The following is a 16,524-nucleotide window of genomic DNA, read 5'->3' as shown; positions in this document are numbered from 1 at the left end:
CTGGGCGACGGCGAACGCCAGGGCCGCACGCGCCCGGTGCGGCGGACAACCCTTTTGCTGCCGCCGCGGGTCGACACCGCATGGACCTGAAGCGTGCGCTGGCGGAGCGCGACCCGGTCGAGGCGACGTGGGTGTCGGTGCCGCATCCGGCCGTCGCCGAACTCGCCGCCGAACAGGGCTTCGACTGCGTCTTCCTCGACGCCGAACACACCCCGGCGAGCGTCGAGACCGTCGAGTCGCTGGTGCGGGCCGTCGACGCCGGGAGCGACGGCGCGGCCGCGAGCGTCGTCCGCGTGCCGTGGAACGACCCCGTCCGCATCAAGCGCGCCCTCGACACCGGCCCGACGGGCGTGATGGTGCCGATGGTCGAGACGCGCGAGGCGGCCGAGGCGTTCGTCGAGGCGACGCGCTACCCGCCCGAGGGGGTCCGGGGGATGGCCGCCGCGCGTGCCTCGGGCTACGGCGCGCGGTTCGCCGAGTACGTCGAGACCGCGAACGAGTCCGTCGTCGCCATCGCCCAGGTGGAGACCGAGCGGGGCGTCGAGAACGCGGGCGACATCGCTGCCCTCGACGGGTTGGACGCGCTGTTCGTCGGGCCGGCGGACCTCGGCGCGTCCCTCGGGTCGGCACCCGGCGAGGACCGGTTCGAGGAGGCGGTGGCGTCGGTGGTCGCGGCTGCCCACGACGCCGGTGTCCCGGTCGGGACGCTCGCGACCAGTACGGACGGCATCGACGGCTGGGTCGAGCGGGGGGTGGACTTCATGGCCGTCGGGTACGACCTCCAGTACCTCGCCGAGGGGGGCGAGGCGGCGCGGGGGGCGTATCGGGAGGCCGTGGCCGAGGCCGGCGACCCCGACGAGTAGGCCGTCCGACCCGCCCCGACGGAGGGGGCCGCCACCCGAACCTATTTGTTAGTGCTTTGCCAGCACACGACATGGATTTCAGCGAACCGGCCGAGGCGACCCAGATCAAGAAGGCGCTGGACGAGTTCATCGAGCAGGAGGTCGTCCCGCTGGAGAACGAACACCCCGAGTTCCTCGGCGAGGACTACGAGCGACACATCGTCGACGAGGACCACTTCCAGGTCCCCGAGTACCGGGAGGTGGTCGAGACCATCCGCCAGAAGTCGGTCGAGGCGGGCTTCTACGGGATGGACATGCCGGAGGAGGTGGGCGGCGGCGGCGTGGACCTGCTGACGAGCGCCATCGTCACCGAGCACCTCGCGAACCGGCCGCCCGGGTTCCACGACGCCATCATGGGCGGGGCCGGCGGCCCGACGGCCATCCTGCTGGCGTGTACCGAGGAACAGCGCGAGGAGTACCTCGACCCGCTGATGGAGGGCGAGATAACCACCTGCTTCGCGCTGACCGAACCGGACCACGGGAGCGACCCCCAGTACATGGACGCCACCGCCGAGAAGGACGGGGACGAGTGGGTCATCGACGGCAACAAGTACTGGATCACGAACGGGCCGTACGCCGACTTCGCGATGGTGTTCGCCCGCACCTCGGGCGAGAAGGGTGAGTACGGCGGCATCACCTGCTTCCTCGTCGACGCCGACAAGGAGGGCTACAGCGTCGAGCACGTCCACCGGACGATGGGGCTGACGCCCGGTGGGCAGTGTGAACTCCGGTTCGACGGCGTCCGCGTGGGCGAGGACAAGGTCCTCGGGGAGGTGGACCAGGGGTTCCAGACCGCGATGAACTGGATCGGCGGCGGGCGCATCAAGATCGCCGCGAACGCGGTCGGCACGGCACAGCACCTCCTCGACCTCGCGGTCGACTACGCCCGCGACCGCGAGACGTTCGGCAAGCCCATCGGACACCGGCAGGGCGTCTCCTTCCAGCTCGCCGACCTCGCCACCGAGGTCGAACAGGTCCGCTGGCTCTACCGCTACGCGGCGTGGAAGATACAGAACGGCGAACGCGCCCGCAAGGAGGAGTCGATGGCGAAGCTCCGTGGTGCCGAGCTCGCGAACCAGGCGGCCGACGTGGCGATGCAGGTGTACGGCGGTGCCGGGTTCATGAAGGACCAGCCGATAGAGCGGCGCTACAGGGGGACCCGGGTCCTCCGTATCTTCGAGGGGACCGACGAGATACAGCGCCGGACCATCGCGCGCGAGCTCATCTGAGCGGCCGCGCGGCCGGTCGGGCCGTCGTCACCGGCCGACGAGACGGTCAGGTCAGGACTCGCTCGTCGCCCCTCCGGCCTCGTCCGCGCGCCGCTCCAGCTCGTACTTCTGGACCTTCCCACTGGCCGTCCGGGGGAGCGCGTCGACGAAGTGGACCTCGCGCGGGTGCTTGTACTCGGCCACCCGGTCGAGGACGAACTGGCGGACCGTCTCGGCGAGGGGCCCGGTGGGTTCGGTATCGGGTGCCGCCACGACGTAGGCGACGGGGACCTCGTTGCGACGGTCGTCGTCGCGGCCGACGACGGCGGCGTCCGCGACGGCCTCGTGTTCGCGCAGCAACTCCTCCACCTCGCTCGGGTAGACGTTGTACCCGGCGGTGACGATGACGTGCTTCTTGCGGTCGACGATCTCGTAGTAGTTGTCGGCGTCACGCCGTGCCACGTCGCCCGTCCGGAGGTAGCCCGTCTCGGTGAACGCGTCCGCCGTGGCCTCGGGCATCCCGTGGTAGCCGGCCATCACCTGCGGGCCACGGACGAGGAGTTCGCCCTCCTCGCCCGGCTGCACCTCCTCGCCCGAGGCGTCGACCACCTTGCAGTCGGTGTGGCGCAGCGGCTGGCCGATACTGCCGTGGCGTGGGCCGAACGCCGATCCCCGTTGCGAGTGGGTCGCGCCGGTCGTCTCGGTCATGCCGTACCCCTCGGTCAGCGAGACGTCCGCCACCGCCTCGAAGCGCTCCTGGACGGCGACGGACATCTTCGCACCCCCCTCGCTGACCCGGACGAGCGAGGAGAGGTCGTGCTCGCCGAACGACCCGCTCCCCACCATGTCGACGTACATCGCCGTGACGCCGACGAAGTGGGTGATACCCTCGGACTCGATGGTCTCCATCGCCGTCTCGGCCGACCAGTCGCTCGGGTTGCGGAGGTAGAGTGCGCCACCACGGACCAGCGGCTGCATGGCGACGTGGGTGAACCCCGTGATGTGGTACAGCGGCAGGTAACAGAGCGACCGGACGTCGGTGTCGGCCACCTCGTCGTCCCGGCTGGCGAGGTACGAGACGAGCTGTGCCGCGAAGTTCCGGTGGGTGAGTCGCACCCCCTTGGGCTGGCCCGTCGTCCCCGAGGTGTACGGGAGGAGCGCGACGTCCTCCGGGTCACGGTCGACCGTCACCGGGTCGCCACGCACCGCGTCGAACGCCACGTCGTCGGGGTGATGCTGGTCGGGGTCACCCACCGAGACGACGGTCGGGTCTCGGTCGGACTCGGCGAGCGTCTCGGTCACGACCGGCCGCAGGTCGGGGTGCGTGACGACGACCGACGCGTCGGTGTCCTCGAGTTGGTAGCCGAGCTCGCGCCGCTTGTACTGCGGGTTGACGGGCGAGACGACCACGCCCGCGCGGAAGGCGCCGAGCGCGGCGACGAGGTACTGCGGGGAGTTCGGCAGGTAGCACAACAGCCTGTCACCCGGGTCGAACCCACGCTCGCGCAGGCCGCCCGCGAACGACGCCGTCTCGTGGGCGAGTTCGGCGTGCGTGAGTTCACGTCCCGGCCCCTCGACGGCGAGTTCCCCACCGTGGTTCCGGACCGTCTCGTCGAACAACCGTGCGACGTTCCCGCCACGGGCGTCGCCCGTGACCTCGTCGAGGTGCATGCGACGTGATAGCGAGAAACGTCCATTAAGCGTTCCCCCCGAGCGATTCTCGGGTCCCCGACCGGCCCCCGGCGGTACGGTCGGCCACGAGGGGCGTCAGTCGTCCCCTTCCTGCTGTGCCTGCAGTATCTCGAGCAAGCGACCCCGTCCGAGTTCCTCGATGAGGACGGCCAGTTCGAGGATGCGGTCCTCGCCGAGTTCCGCGACGAGTGCCGATATCTCGTCGGGGGTGAACGTCCGGGCCAGACTGGCCATCGTCTCGACGACCTCGGCGGTCCGTTCGGCCGCCTCCGCCGTGGGGGCGATGGTGAGCGGCCGGTTGACGAACTCGCCGTTCTTGTAGTAACAGAACCGGAGTTCGTTCTCGTCGGCCGAGTCGGGGCTGACGATCTGGACGACACCGTAGCCGTCCTCCCACTCGTCGACACGTCGTTCGAGCAAGGTCTCGTAGCGCATGGCCCGGACCTCGTACTGCGAACACATAAGCGTAATCCAAGATTTATCGCATGGAATCACAAGATATTATGTGACTCGAGTTCCACAAGCGGGAGCAGTTCGGTTCTGCCACCGAAATCGAAGTATTCTCCACGCGATAGGTGGGCCGGGGTCGGCGACCGGGCGCCACGAGCGGTACCTCTCGGACTCCAGCTCCCACACCCGCTCACGGTTGTACTCGTGCCCGCTTCACGGTGGATGACTCGTGAATTTCGACCGAGTTCGGCCCGGAAGCCGCCGGCTCCGAGTCGGCGCCTCGAGCGTACGGCGTCGTTCGATACACACCGTGCAGGACTGGCCGGGGGAGCCCGACGTGCGTGCCGTTGCTCACTCCCCCGCCGAGACGAGCAGGTCGACCGCGAGCGCGTCGTCGGCCGTGACGATCACTGGGTTGCACTCCAGTTCCGCGAGGTCGTACGTCGCGTAGGCGTCCGAGACCGCGACCAGGAGCGAGACGAGCGCGTCCACGTCGCCGGGTGGGGCGCCCCGGTAGCCGTCGAGCAGGTCGCCGAGTGCGGTCTCCGCGACCATCTCGCGGGCCATCGACTCGGTGACGGGTAGCGCCCGATACGCGAAGTCGTCGAACAGCTCGACGAACACGCCGCCCGGCCCGACCAGCATCACCGGCCCGAAGTCCGGGTCGTCGACGACACCCACGACCGCCTCGACCCCCTCGACCTGCTCCTGGACGAGGACTCCGTCGCCGAGCGCGGCGAGTGCCTCGTAGGCGTCACCGACAGCCGCCGCGTCGTCGAGTCCGACCCGGATGCCCCCGACCTCCGACTTGTGGTCGACGACGAGCGGGTCCAGTTTCATCGCGACCGGATAGCCGATCCGCTCGGCTGCGTCGACGGCTGCGTCGGCGCGCTCGACCCGAACCGTCCGGGCGAACGAGACACCGACCTCGGCGAGCGCGTCGGCCACCGTCGCCCACGAGCCGTCGCCGGGCAACGGCCGGCGGTCCGCGTAGTCGACGCGGTCGGGGAGTCGCGCCGTACGCCCACGGGCGGTCCGCCGGTCCGCGAGCGTCTTGAGCGTCCGGACCGCACGGACCGGGTCCTCGAACAGGAGGACGCCGGCCTCGCGGAGTTCGGTGGCGGTCTCGGGGCTCGGCTGGCCGCCGGTGAACACGACGGCGATGGGGCGGTCGCTCTCGGCCTGGATGTCGAGCAGTTCGGCCTTGCAGGTCTCGACGGTCTCGCCGCCCGAGTTCCCGAACTGGAGGACGACGCCCTCGACCGCCCCGTCGGTCGCGACGCTCCGCATACAGCGCTCGAACAGCTCCGGCTGGCTGATGATGCCGCCGGTCACGTCGACGGGGTTCGTCGCCGAGCCGTACGCCGGAATCTCGGCCTCGATGGCGGCGACGGTCTCGTCGGCGAAGCGGGCGAGGGGCAGTCCTACTCGGTGGCAGGTGTCGGCGATAAGTACCGCGGCGCCGCCCGAGACGCTCAGGACGCCGATGCCGCGGCCCGCCTCGGCGTCCACGTCGGGGTACGCGGCCGCGGGCACCGTCGAGAGCGCCGTGACGAGGTCGACGTACTCGTCGACGCCCCACACGGTCGTGACGCCGGCCTGCTCGAACACGGCCTCGTAGACGGCGTCGTCGGACGCGATGCTCCCCGTGTGCGAGGCCGCGGCCTCCCGGCCCGCTGGCGACTCACCGACGCGGATCGCCACCAGGTCCGTGTCGGTCTCGGCGGCGCGGCGGCCGACGTCGAGCAGTTCCCCACCACGGGTCAGCGACTCGACGTAACTGACGAGCACGTCGGTTCCGGCGTCCTCGACGAGGTGTCGGAGGAAGTCGACGGTCGTCAGGTCGGCCTCGTTGCCCGTCGAGAGCCAGACGTTGCCGCCGACGTTCCGGTCCTGGGACAGCTGGAACAGCGCGCCGCCGAACGCCCCACTCTGGGTGACCACGCTCAGGCCACCGGGGACGAGTGACTCGCGTTTGAGGATGGAGGAGAACGACGCCCCCACCCTCCTGGGGACGTTCACCAGCCCCTCGGAGTTCGGGCCGACGAGCCGGACACCGGCCTCGCGGGCGGCGTCGAGGAGCTCCGCCTCCAGCGCCGCTCCCTCGCTCGTCTCGGAGAACCCCGACGCGATGACCAGCACGTACGGGATGCCCGCCGCGCCACACTCGGTGACGACCTGCGGGGTCAGTCGTGCGGGCACGAGCGCCATCGCGAGGTCGACCGTCCTCGGAAGCTCGGTCACCGAATCGTAACACCGCCGGCCATCGATGGTGTCGTGGCTCGGGTTGACGAGGAACAGTTCCCCCTCGTACCCGTGGCGCTGCAGGTAGCGGTACGGCCGCCCCGACAGTTTCTCGGGGTCCGCCGAGGCGCCGACGAGCGCGATGGACGCGGGGGTGAACAGCCGGTCCATATCACTCGAACCCGTACTTCCGCAGCTGCTCGGCGATGCCGTTGCGGTGGATCTCGACGGTACCGCCCGCGATGCGCCAGCCGCGGACCCACCGGTAGAGGTACTCGAGGGGGCTGTCCTTCGAGTAGCCCATCGCACCGCAGATCTGCATCGCCTGGTCGACGACCTCCTGACCGGCCTCGTTGGCGAACACCTTCGCGATGGAGGCCTCCATCCGCGAGGCCGTTCCACCGCGGGCGTTCGCGGCCGTCCGGTAGACGAGGAGGCGGGCGGCGTCGAGGTTGATGGCCATGTCCGCGAGCTTGTGCTCGATGGCCTGGAACTCGCCGATGGGCTGGCCGAACTGCTCGCGGTCGGCGGCGTGCTCGCGAGCCGTGTCGAAGGCGTTCAGCCCGCAGGCGACGCACATCATCGCGTTGTGACACCGCTCGACGTTGAACTCCGCGAGGAGCTCCTTGAACGCGTCCGCACCGACGGCGAGTTCGTGCTCGACCGGAATCCGGCAGTCGTCGAACCGGAGGACGTTCTGCCGGTGGTCGGCCATGTTGACGTAGCCGTCCTCTACCGTGAGTCCGGGCGCGTCGGCATCGACGACGACCGCGCCGATGCGGTCGGTCTCCGCGAACCGCGCGTAGACGAGGAAGGCGTCGGCGTGGGTCCCCTTCGACACCCACATCTTGTGGCCGTCCAGCACAACCTCGTCGCCCTCCTCGCGCGCCGTGGTCTGCATCGCGCCGGCGTCGGAGCCGGCCTCCGACTCGGAGATGGCGATGGAGAGGATGGACTCCCCAGCCGTGACGGGCGGGAGGTACCGCTCCTTCAGGTAGTCCGACCCGAGCTCGGCGATGACGCGCGGCACGCCCATCGAGGACCGCGAGAGGACGTGTGCGGTGTCGGGACAGACCCGCCCGACGGCCTCCTGTGCGAGCAGGACGTCGAGCACCTCGTACCCCCCGCCGCCGTAGGCCTCGGGCAGCGAGATGCCGAGCAACCCCTGGTCGGCGAGCGTCTCGACGTTCGGCCACGGGATGTCGCCATCCCACGTGAACGCCGCGTCTGCGAACTGTGACTCGGCGAGTTCGCTCGCGGTGCGCTTGACGAGTCGCTGTTCGTCGGTGAGCTGGAACTCCATCGACTCACCGCCCCCGCCGCTGCCGGGTGGTGATGGGGTCGGTCGTCCGGGTCTCCATCGAGTCCCGGCGCTCGGCAGGGTGCGTGTGGCTCGGTCGCATACTTCACCGGTGGTAACTCAGTTATTTATAGATTGAGACTGCCCCACGGCGGCCGTTCCACACGACGTCAGACAGGTCACCCAGTGCCGGCGTCCACCCGCCCCATCCGCATCGTCGCTCGTGGGAACCGTTCCCCCCGGAGGAGCGGGTGCGTTCCCCGCCCCGGACGGACCCAAAGCGTGATGCTGGCGTCGGCGCCAGTGGCGTACAGACAGATGACGACGAAGCCACTCGCGGACGTCTCCGTCCTCGAACTCTCGACCATGATCGCCGGCCCGTACGCCGGTCAGTTGCTCGGCGACCTCGGTGCCGACGTGGTGAAACTGGAGCGCCCGGAGACCGGTGAACTCGCCCGGAGCCTCGAACCGCGGGTCGGCGGTGCGGCGGGCGAGAGCTTCTACTACCTGACCGCGAACCGGAACAAGCGGAGTCTCGCGCTCGACGTCACGACCGACGAGGGACGCGAGCTGTTCCTGGAGCTCGTCGAGGCCGCGGACGTGGTGCTGGAGAACTTCCCGCCGACGTTCACCGACCGGTACGACATCGGCTACGAGACCGCCCGCGAACACAACGAGCAGATCGTCTACTGTTCCATCTCCGCGTACGGCGAGACGGGACCCTATCGGGAGTTCCCGGGCATCGACACGACGGTGCAGGCGCTCGGCGGCGCGATGTCGATGACACGCGACGGGGACTCCGGCCCGATGCGCTCGGGCGTCCCGATGAACGACGTGTTCGCCGCGCTGTACGCCGTCCAGGGCATCCTCACCGCGCTGTACGCCCGCGACCGGACGGGCGAGGGCGAGTTCGTCGACGTCTCGCTGCTCGACGCCGGGCTGGCCGGGCTCACCACGCGCGCGACGTACAGTTTCGCCACGGGCGAGCCGTACCCACCCTTCGGCCGTCGACACAACTACTTCGCGCCCGAGGGGGTCTACGAGGTCGCCGACGGCGCCGTCCAGCTGTCGGTCGTCACCGACCGCCACTGGCGGGCGTTCTGCGAGGCGGTCGATGCCCCGGCACTGGCCGCCGACGAGCGGTTCGCGGAGGTGAACGAACGGGTGGCGAACCGGGAGGCGCTCGAAGCGGAACTGACGGCCGTGCTGGAGCGGTGGGACGCGAGCGACCTCGTGGCGGCGCTCCGCGAGGCCGGCGTTCCGGCCGCGCCCATCAACGACACCGTCTCGGTCTGGGACGACCCGCAGGTCGAGGCCCGCCAGATGCGTCGCACGCTCGACCACCCGACGGCCGGCGAGGTGGAGACGCTGGGCTTCCCGGTCAAGTACGAGCGTGCCGAACCGAGTGTCGACCGACATCCCCCCCGACTCGGTGAACACTCACGGGCCGTCCTCGAGGAGGTCGGGCTCGACGACACGGCAATCGAGCGGCTGGTGGCGGCGGGCGTCGTCGGCGAACTGGACGAGGCGTGAGGTCGCGGGGCCTCAGAACAGCCGGTCGGCGATGATGCGCTTCTGGATCTCGTTGGTCCCCTCGAAGATGCGTGTGAGCCGGGCGTCGCGCCAGTGGCGCTCGACGTCGAAGTCGGTGGTGTAGCCGTAGCCGCCGTGGATCTGGATACCCTCGCTCGTCACCTCCTCGGCGACGTCCGTGGCGAACAGTTTCGCCATCGCGGCCTGCGCGTCGGCCCGCTCGCCACGGTCGACGGCCTCCGCGACGAGCAGCGTCAGCGCCCGCGCGGCCTCGACCTTCGTCGCCATCTCGGCCAACTTGAATCGGGTCGCCTGGAACTCGCCGATGGGTTGGCCGAACTGCTCGCGCTCCCGGCTGTACGACAGCGAGTCCTCCAGCGCGGCCCGTGCCAGTCCGACCGCTCGCGCCGCGGTGTGGACCCGCCCCTCCTCGAAGAACTCCACGATCTGGTAGAACCCCTTCCCCTCCGCCTCGCCCACGAGCGTGTCGGCGGGGACGCGCACGTCGTCGAAGTTCACCATCCAGGTGTCCCAGCCGTGGTAGCCGATCTTGTTCACGCGCTGCCCGCTCAGTCCCTCGCGGTCGAAGGTGCCCGCGGGCTTCTCGACGATGAACCCCGAGATACCGGTGTACGCCGGCTCCGCGTCCGGGTCGGTGACCGCGTACGTCAGGATGAAGTCGGCACCCTTCGCGAACGTGGTCCACATCTTCTGCCCGTTCAGCACGTACTCGTCACCGTCGCGCTCCGCTCGCGTGCGCATGTTCGCCACGTCCGAGCCCGCGCCCGGTTCGGAGATGGCGATGGCCTTGAGCAGTTCGCCACGGGCCATCTTCGGGAGGTAGTACTCGCGCTGTGCCTCGGTCGCACCCGCGAGGCTCTGCCCGCGAGCGATGATGCTGCCGACGCTGAGCCAGCCTCTCGACAACTCCTCCGCGATGACGGCGTAGGCCTTCAGGTCGAGGCCGAGGCCGTCGTACGCCTCGTCGACGAGGATGCCGAAGAAGCCCATCTCGGCGAGCTGGTCGACGAGTTCGGCCGACATGTTCGCCTTCTCGGGGTCGCGCTCGCGCGCCTCCGGGAGCACCTCGTTGGTCACGAACCTCCGGGTCTCGGCCCGGAGCATCCGGTGCTCGTCGGAGAGGACGCCGTCGGCGATGTCGGTCTCGAAGGCGTCCATCAGCGACCACCGTCGGGAGTGTCGAGCGGAGCGGACCGACAGACGCGGGCGAGCGACGAGCACCGGGGCGCGGCCGGAGGGGTGCGTGCAGGCATACGCCACCTTCCGGCCGTCACGTCTTGAACGTTCGTCACGCGGGTCACTCCCGGTCGGCAGCGAGCTTGGCCTTCGTGTACGCCTTCAGCCCGCCCACGTCGACGAGTTCCTGCAGGAACGGGGGCAGTGGCTCGGCATCGTACTGCTCGCCCGTCGTGTGGTTCTCGACGAGACCCGCGTCGAGGTCCATGCTGATCTCGTCGCCGTCGGAGACGTTCCCCACCTCGGGGCAGATGAGCACCGGGAGCCCGAGGTTGATGCAGTTCCGGAAGAAGATGCGGGCGAACGACTGGGCGACGATGCCCGCCACCCCGGCCCCCGCGAGCGCGAGTGGGGCCTGCTCGCGCGAGGAGCCGCTCCCGAAGTTCGTCCCCGCCACGACGAACTCGCCCGCCTCGACCTCGGCGGCGAACTCGGGTCGGAGGTCGTTGAACGCGTGCTCGGCGAGTTCCTCGGGGTCCGAGGAGACGATGAACCGCGAGGGGGCGATCTGGTCGGTGTCGACGTCGTCGCCGAACACCCACGCTCTCGCAGGTGTGCTCGGGTCGGTCACGCCTCCACCTCCGCGAGCGCGTGGTCGTCGAACCGTGGCAGCCCGTCGTACTCGCGTGGGTCGGTGATCTCGCCGTACAGCGCCGACACCGCGACGGTCGCGGGGCTCGCCAGGTACACCGACGACTCCATCGAGCCTTCACGGCCGGGGAAGTTCCGGTTGGCGGTGGCGAGACAGACGTCGCCGTCGCCGAGCACGCCCTGGTGGTAGCCGGCACAGGGGCCACAGCCGGCCGCCTGGACGACGGCGCCGGCGTCGACGAGCGTCGCCATCTCGCCGGTCGCGAGGAGCTTGCGGTACACGGACCCCGACGCCGGCACCACGACCATCCGGGTGCCGGACGCGAGCGTCTCGCCCTCCAGCACCGAGGCGACCAGCGAGATGTCCTCGTATCGCCCGTTGGTGCAGGTGCCGACGAACAGCTGGTCGACGTCCGTCCCCGCGACCTCGCCCACGTCGACGGCGTTCTCGGGGTTCGACGGTTTCGACACCTGCGGCGCTAGCTCCTCGGCGCGGTACTCGTGGACGCTGGCGAACTCGGCGTCGTCGTCCGAGCGGCGGTCCTCGGGGGCGGGCAACTCGACTGCCTGCCCGGTCTCGGCCTCGAGGAAGCGAGCCACGCGGTCGTCGGCGGGCACGAGTCCGGTCTTCCCGCCCATCTCGATGGCCATGTTGGTGAGGACGAGTCGCTGGTGGACGGGGAGCGATTCGACGGTCGATCCGACGTACTCCGCGGCCATGTACGTACAGCCCGCGAACCCCACGTCCCCGATGAACCGGAGGATGAGGTCCTTCGCGTAGACGCCCTCGGGGAGGTCTCCCTCCACGACGAACCGCAGCGTCTCGGGGACACGGAACCAGAGTTCGCCCGTGGCGAGCGCCGTGCCGAGGTCCGAGGAGCCGACACCCGTCCCGAACGCGCCGATGCCGCCGTACGTCGTCGAGTGCGAGTCCGCACCGATGACGAGGTCACCCGGGGCGACGTGGCCCTCCTCGATGAGCACCTGGTGGCAGATGCCGTCGCCGACGTCGTACTGGTGCGCGCCGTGTTCGGCCGCGAACTCGCGGATGGCGTTGTGGTTGTTCGCCGCCTGCACCCCGTCGGCGGGCGCGTGGTGGTCGATGGTCAAGATGGTGCGGCCTGGCGCGAACAGGTCACCCTCACCGCCGGTCACCTCCTCGAACGTCTGGAACGCGAGCGGACCGGTGATGTCGTGTGCCATCGCCACGTCCACCTGCGCTTCGATGTAGTCGCCCGCACGGACGTCCTCGCCGGCCTTCGCCGAGAGGAGCTTCTCGGCGAGCGTCTTGCCCGTCATGCCGTCCCTCCGTCGTCGCTCCCCATCGTACGGAGCACGTTCTCGACGGTGCCGCCCATGAGGACGTGGCTCGTCGCGCCGAGCCCCAGTCGCTCGCGCACCTCGTCGGCCACGGTCTCGACGGTGGCGAAGTCGGCGCGGGTGTCGACGCCCATCCGCGAGAGCATGTGGACGAGGTCCTCGGTGGGGGTGTTGCCGACGCCCGACAGTCCCTCGGCGAGGACGACGCCGCCGCCGAGCCCGCAGACGGAGGCGTCGAACCGGTCGACGCCGCAGTCCATCGCCGCGAGCGTGTTGGCGAGACTCATCCCGTTGGTGTCGTGGAGGTGGAGTCCCACGTCGAGGTCGGGGTGGCGCTCGAACACGGCCGAGAACATCTCGGAGACCTCGACGGGGTTGGCGAGCCCCATCGTCGTCGCCAGCGTCACCTCGTCGACGCCGGCCTCGACGACGCGGTCGACCACCCCGAGCGTCTCCTCGGGGTCGATCCGACCCTCGTACGGGCAGTAGAAGCTCGTCCCCATCCCACACTCCACCTCGATGCCGTGGTCGTGGGCCAGTTCGACGATGTCGTCCATCCCCGCGAGCACCGCCTCGCGGGTGCTGTTGACGTTCTTCTCCGTGTACGTCTCGCTGACGGTGACGAGTGCGTTCACCTTGTCGACCTCGGCGTCGACCGCCCGCTCCATCCCCCGGAGGTTCGGGACGAGCGCACGGTACGCCACGTCGTCACGTCGTTCGATCCGCTTCGCCACCTCGTCCGCGTCTCTGAGCGTGGGGACGGCCTTCGGGTGGGTGAACGACGAGATCTCGATCTCGTCGACGCCCGTCTCGCTCAGTCGGTCGATGATGGCGACCTTCTCGTCGGTCGGGACGAACTCGTCCAGTCGCTGGAAGCCGTCGCGCGGGAGCATCTCGACGACGTGGACCGCGTCGGGGAGCCGCATCAGATGACCCCCTCGGATTCGAGTTCCGCGAGCGTGTCGTCGTCGTAGCCGAGCCGGCCGCCGTACACCGCGTCGTTGTGGGCACCGAGTTCGGGACCGAGATACTCGACGCGGCCGGGCGTCTCGGAGAACCGCGGGAACGCGTCCTGCACGCGCGCCTCCCCGAGCTGTTCGTCCGCGATACCGACCACGGCGTCGCGGGCCTGGTAGTGCTCGTCGGCGAGGATGTCCTCGACGTTGTAGATGGGGGCGATGGTCGCGTCCGCCGCCTCGAACGCCTCCAGCACCTCCGCCCGGGTGTGCTCGTCCATCCACCCCTCGATGATGGCGTCGAGTTCGTCGACGTTCGCCAGCCGTCTCGCGTTCGTCTCGAACCGCGGGTCGTCCTTCAGGTCGGGGCGGTCGATGGCGTCGAACACCCGCATCGCGATGGGTTGGGCGCTGGCCGAGATGGCGACGTACCGGTCGTCGCCCGTCTGGTAGACGTTCCGCGGCGCGCTGCTGGTCGACTGGTTCCCGGACCGGGACTCGATCTCGCCCAGCTGGTCGTAGCGGAGCGGCTGTGGACCGAGCAGCGAGAAGATGGGCTCGATGAGGCTGGTGTCGATGACCTGTCCCGACCCGCCGTTCACGTCGCGGTGGTAGAGCGCGAACATCACGGCGAACGTCGAGTAGAGGGCGGCGATGCCGTCGGCGAGCCCCGTCGGCGGCAACAGCGGCGGCCGATCGGGGAAGCCGTTGAGATACGCGAACCCGGACATCGCCTCCGCGAGCGTGCCGAACCCCGGCCGCTCGGCGTACGGGCCGTCCTGCCCGAACCCCGAGAGGCGAAGCATCACGAGGTCGGGGTTCAGCTCACGCAGGCGGTCGTAGCCGAGGTTCCACTTCTCGAAGGTGCCCGGGCGGAAGTTCTCGACGAGCACGTCGGCCTCGCTCACGAGGTCCTCGAAGACGACCTGCCCGCGTTCGCTCCCGAGGTTCAGGGTGACCGACCGTTTGTTCCGGCCGAGGTACTTCCACCAGAGCCCGGCCCCGTTCTTCTTTGGGCCGAAGTTCCGCAGGTGGTCGCCGAACTCGGGGTGTTCGATCTTGATGACGTCTGCGCCGAAGTCGGCCATGAGTCGCCCGACGGTCGGACCGGAGATCATCGACCCGGCCTCGATGACGGTCAACCCGTCGAGCGGTCCCACGGCCTCGTGTGGTTCTGACATGTGTAGTGGTGCGATACTCGCCCGTGTCGGTCGGCTGGCAGCCGGACGGTCACGTGGCGACGTTGCTACCCGGTTTAGTGGCAGCGGGTATAAACCCTGTTGCCTCCTACGGTACGCGACTGTGGCTTGTGCACGGGGCGCCAGACCGCGATAGCGCTTTCACCGGACCTGCGCGTACCGTCGTCGATGCACCGCCGACAGCTCCTCCTCGGACTCGCTGGCGTCGGCACCGCGGCCGGGGCGTTGGGCTACGCCGCGTTCACCCCCCGCCGCGACGACGAGGCTCCGTCACCCACGTCGACGCCGGCCGAGACGGAGCCGCCTGCTGCTCGGGGCGACCCCGCCGACTACGGCCGCGTCGCGGACGAAGCGCTGCCCATCCCCGTCGCGGACATGTTGAACGGCCTCCCGAAGGACGCCATCCGATCCATCACGGAGCCGGCGTTCGGGCCCGACTGGGCCGACCTCACGATAACGCACTTTCCGGGGACCGAGCGGGAGTTCCAGACCGAGCCGCGGCTCACCGACCACGACACGGTCGTCGGGGTCGTCCGCGAGGGCGAGGCCCGCGCGTACCCACTGCGGGTCCTCGCCGGCCACGAGGTCGTGAACGACGAGTTCCACGGGCCGCTGCTCGTCACCTACTGTCCGGTGTGTGCCTCGAGCATCGTCGCCGTCCGAGAGGTCCGCGGAGAGGAGGCGACGTTCGGCGTGAGCGGACTGCTCTGGAAGCTCAACCTCGTGATGTACGACCGCGAGACGAGGAGTCTCTGGACACAGGCGGAGATGGTCGCCATCAACGGTGAGCTGACGGGCGAACGCCTCGAGCTCGTCCCGTCGACGCTGACGAAGTGGGGGGCGTGGCGTGAGGAGTTCCCCGACACGGCGGTGCTGTTGCCACCACCGCTCTCGAAGCCGCTCTACTACGGCCAGCCCGGCATGAACGCGACCGGCACCTACCTCCAGCCCGCGACGCGCGCCCCGGGGAGCCCCGAGGCAGCCGACTTCGACCGCGGGCAGTTCACACACGTCCTCGGCGTCGAGTACGGTGTGGCGGCCCGTGCGTATCCCCTCCCGGTCGTGGTCGAGGAGCGTGTCGTCAACGACGTCGTCGGCGGGGTACCCGTCGTCGTCACCGTCGCGCCCGGCACCTCGCTGGTCGCGTACGAACGGCGCGTCCGGGGCCGGACGCTCACCTTCGAGGCGTGGGACGACAGACACCTCCGGGCGGGGGGCTCGCGCTGGCGCCGGCTCACCGGCCTGGCCGTCGACGGCCCGTTCGAGGGGGAGCGGCTCGTCCGGGCGACGGACGTCCCACAGCTGTTCTGGGAGACGTGGCGGGACTTCAACCCCGACACGACCGTGTACGGGGACTACACCTTCTCTCGGGACTAGACCGGCTCGAACGTCCCCGCCGAGTCGAACCCCACCCGGACGGACGCGAACTTCCACTCGTCCTCGACCCGCCGGTACGTCTCGTCGTAGTGGCCGTGTTTGAAGCCGCTCGTCCCGTTCGCCAGCGCGTAGCGGAGGAAGAAGTACCAGTGGCCGGTCGCCGCGTCGTCCGTCACCTCGATCACCGGGTTCACCGCGACGTGTGTCGAGTAGAGGTAGCCCGCGTTGGGTGCGTCGGGGTTGTCGAGCACGTCGCGGGCGAACTGGTAGATCTCGTCGGGGCCGGTGTAGACGTCCCGGTTCGGGAGGTCCGACGTGAACGTCCCGTCGGGGGCGAACAGCGACGCCCACTCGCGGTACTCGTGGCGGTCGACGTGCTGGCAGTAGCGGTACCGGAGCGTCTCGATGGCGCGGGCGTCCAGCAGTTCCTGTACCGCGGTGTCGGTGGGAGCCATGCCGCGGGTTCGTCGGAGGGGCGCTTAGCCGTTCGCCCCC

The 16,524-nt window shown here is 69.8% G+C and carries 14 protein-coding genes; 4 read left to right on the top strand and 10 right to left on the bottom strand.

Annotation, left to right across the window (positions count from 1 at the left end; translation table 11 throughout):
* Nucleotides 1-80: 80 nt before the first annotated feature.
* On the top strand, nucleotides 81-863 hold the full coding sequence (locus N0B31_RS20665; protein ID WP_260593541.1) for an HpcH/HpaI aldolase family protein: 783 nt from the start codon (nucleotides 81-83) through the stop codon (nucleotides 861-863).
* A gap of 71 nt (nucleotides 864-934) precedes the next feature.
* Nucleotides 935-2,131: an acyl-CoA dehydrogenase family protein gene (locus N0B31_RS20660; RefSeq protein ID WP_260593540.1), complete on the top strand. Its 1,197-nt coding sequence runs from the start codon at nucleotides 935-937 to the stop codon at nucleotides 2,129-2,131.
* A gap of 51 nt (nucleotides 2,132-2,182) precedes the next feature.
* Here N0B31_RS20660 and N0B31_RS20655 read toward each other — a convergent pair whose 3' ends face one another.
* The 4 genes from N0B31_RS20655 to N0B31_RS20640 all read right to left on the bottom strand — a co-directional run bounded on the left by N0B31_RS20655 (nucleotide 2,183) and on the right by N0B31_RS20640 (nucleotide 7,799).
* The gene (locus N0B31_RS20655) at nucleotides 2,183-3,781 is read right to left on the bottom strand and encodes a class I adenylate-forming enzyme family protein (RefSeq protein WP_260593539.1); all 1,599 of its coding nucleotides are present in this window, start codon (nucleotides 3,779-3,781) and stop codon (nucleotides 2,183-2,185) included.
* A 96-nt stretch (nucleotides 3,782-3,877) separates the two neighbouring features.
* Nucleotides 3,878-4,237, bottom strand: a complete 360-nt coding sequence (locus N0B31_RS20650; protein ID WP_260593538.1) for a DUF8109 family protein — start codon at nucleotides 4,235-4,237, stop codon at nucleotides 3,878-3,880.
* A 366-nt stretch (nucleotides 4,238-4,603) separates the two neighbouring features.
* Entirely contained in the window at nucleotides 4,604-6,667 is a 2,064-nt protein-coding gene (locus N0B31_RS20645; protein ID WP_260593537.1) for an acetate--CoA ligase family protein, read from the bottom strand.
* Between the two features lies 1 nt (nucleotide 6,668).
* Nucleotides 6,669-7,799 carry an acyl-CoA dehydrogenase family protein gene (locus tag N0B31_RS20640; RefSeq protein ID WP_260593536.1) on the bottom strand — a complete coding sequence of 377 codons (1,131 nt, stop codon included), beginning with the start codon at nucleotides 7,797-7,799 and terminating at the stop codon, nucleotides 6,669-6,671.
* 315 nt (nucleotides 7,800-8,114) lie between these two features.
* Between N0B31_RS20640 and N0B31_RS20635 the strand changes: the two genes are divergently transcribed.
* Nucleotides 8,115-9,329, top strand: a complete 1,215-nt coding sequence (locus N0B31_RS20635; RefSeq protein ID WP_260593535.1) for a CaiB/BaiF CoA transferase family protein — start codon at nucleotides 8,115-8,117, stop codon at nucleotides 9,327-9,329.
* 12 nt (nucleotides 9,330-9,341) lie between these two features.
* Here N0B31_RS20635 and N0B31_RS20630 read toward each other — a convergent pair whose 3' ends face one another.
* The 5 genes from N0B31_RS20630 to N0B31_RS20610 form a co-directional block, all read right to left on the bottom strand.
* On the bottom strand, nucleotides 9,342-10,508 hold the full coding sequence (locus N0B31_RS20630) for an acyl-CoA dehydrogenase family protein (RefSeq protein ID WP_260593534.1): 1,167 nt from the start codon (nucleotides 10,506-10,508) through the stop codon (nucleotides 9,342-9,344).
* Between the two features lie 139 nt (nucleotides 10,509-10,647).
* The gene (locus N0B31_RS20625; RefSeq protein ID WP_260593533.1) at nucleotides 10,648-11,157 is read right to left on the bottom strand and encodes a 3-isopropylmalate dehydratase small subunit; all 510 of its coding nucleotides are present in this window, start codon (nucleotides 11,155-11,157) and stop codon (nucleotides 10,648-10,650) included.
* Nucleotides 11,154-12,476, bottom strand: a complete 1,323-nt coding sequence (locus tag N0B31_RS20620; RefSeq protein ID WP_260593532.1) for a 3-isopropylmalate dehydratase large subunit — start codon at nucleotides 12,474-12,476, stop codon at nucleotides 11,154-11,156. The genes N0B31_RS20625 and N0B31_RS20620 overlap by 4 nt, the downstream gene beginning before the upstream one ends.
* Nucleotides 12,473-13,423 carry a hydroxymethylglutaryl-CoA lyase gene (locus N0B31_RS20615; protein ID WP_260593531.1) on the bottom strand — a complete coding sequence of 317 codons (951 nt, stop codon included), beginning with the start codon at nucleotides 13,421-13,423 and terminating at the stop codon, nucleotides 12,473-12,475. The genes N0B31_RS20620 and N0B31_RS20615 overlap by 4 nt, the downstream gene beginning before the upstream one ends.
* Entirely contained in the window at nucleotides 13,423-14,634 is a 1,212-nt protein-coding gene (locus N0B31_RS20610; RefSeq protein ID WP_260593530.1) for a CaiB/BaiF CoA transferase family protein, read from the bottom strand. Before N0B31_RS20610 ends, N0B31_RS20615 begins: the two co-directional genes overlap by 1 nt.
* Before the next feature lie 186 nt (nucleotides 14,635-14,820).
* Here N0B31_RS20610 and N0B31_RS20605 point away from each other — a divergent pair, with 186 nt between their 5' ends.
* A complete protein-coding gene (locus tag N0B31_RS20605; RefSeq protein WP_260593529.1) occupies nucleotides 14,821-16,029 on the top strand; it encodes a DUF3179 domain-containing (seleno)protein in 1,209 nt (402 codons plus the stop codon).
* On the opposite strand, the gene N0B31_RS20600 is transcribed toward N0B31_RS20605, so the two are convergent.
* A complete protein-coding gene (locus tag N0B31_RS20600; RefSeq protein ID WP_260593528.1) occupies nucleotides 16,026-16,484 on the bottom strand; it encodes a nuclear transport factor 2 family protein in 459 nt (152 codons plus the stop codon). The two genes, N0B31_RS20605 and N0B31_RS20600, sit on opposite strands and share 4 nt — an antisense overlap.
* Nucleotides 16,485-16,524: the final 40 nt, after the last annotated feature.

Source organism: Salinirubellus salinus (assembly GCF_025231485.1).
GTDB classification, from domain to species: Archaea; Halobacteriota; Halobacteria; order Halobacteriales; family Haloarculaceae; genus Salinirubellus; species Salinirubellus salinus.
The sequence above is the reverse complement of the archived record's forward strand: the minus strand, read 5'-3'. Positions and strand labels throughout refer to the sequence as shown.

Coding starts and splice junctions, on each gene's coding strand:
- N0B31_RS20665 (WP_260593541.1), top strand. CDS start 81: ATGGACCTGAAGCGTGCGCTGGCGGAGCGCGACCCGGTCGAGGCGACG.
- N0B31_RS20660 (WP_260593540.1), top strand. CDS start 935: ATGGATTTCAGCGAACCGGCCGAGGCGACCCAGATCAAGAAGGCGCTG.
- N0B31_RS20655 (WP_260593539.1), bottom strand. CDS start 3,781: ATGCACCTCGACGAGGTCACGGGCGACGCCCGTGGCGGGAACGTCGCA.
- N0B31_RS20650 (WP_260593538.1), bottom strand. CDS start 4,237: ATGCGCTACGAGACCTTGCTCGAACGACGTGTCGACGAGTGGGAGGAC.
- N0B31_RS20645 (WP_260593537.1), bottom strand. CDS start 6,667: ATGGACCGGCTGTTCACCCCCGCGTCCATCGCGCTCGTCGGCGCCTCG.
- N0B31_RS20640 (WP_260593536.1), bottom strand. CDS start 7,799: ATGGAGTTCCAGCTCACCGACGAACAGCGACTCGTCAAGCGCACCGCG.
- N0B31_RS20635 (WP_260593535.1), top strand. CDS start 8,115: ATGACGACGAAGCCACTCGCGGACGTCTCCGTCCTCGAACTCTCGACC.
- N0B31_RS20630 (WP_260593534.1), bottom strand. CDS start 10,508: ATGGACGCCTTCGAGACCGACATCGCCGACGGCGTCCTCTCCGACGAG.
- N0B31_RS20620 (WP_260593532.1), bottom strand. CDS start 12,476: ATGACGGGCAAGACGCTCGCCGAGAAGCTCCTCTCGGCGAAGGCCGGC.
- N0B31_RS20615 (WP_260593531.1), bottom strand. CDS start 13,423: ATGCGGCTCCCCGACGCGGTCCACGTCGTCGAGATGCTCCCGCGCGAC.
- N0B31_RS20610 (WP_260593530.1), bottom strand. CDS start 14,634: ATGTCAGAACCACACGAGGCCGTGGGACCGCTCGACGGGTTGACCGTC.
- N0B31_RS20605 (WP_260593529.1), top strand. CDS start 14,821: ATGCACCGCCGACAGCTCCTCCTCGGACTCGCTGGCGTCGGCACCGCG.
- N0B31_RS20600 (WP_260593528.1), bottom strand. CDS start 16,484: ATGGCTCCCACCGACACCGCGGTACAGGAACTGCTGGACGCCCGCGCC.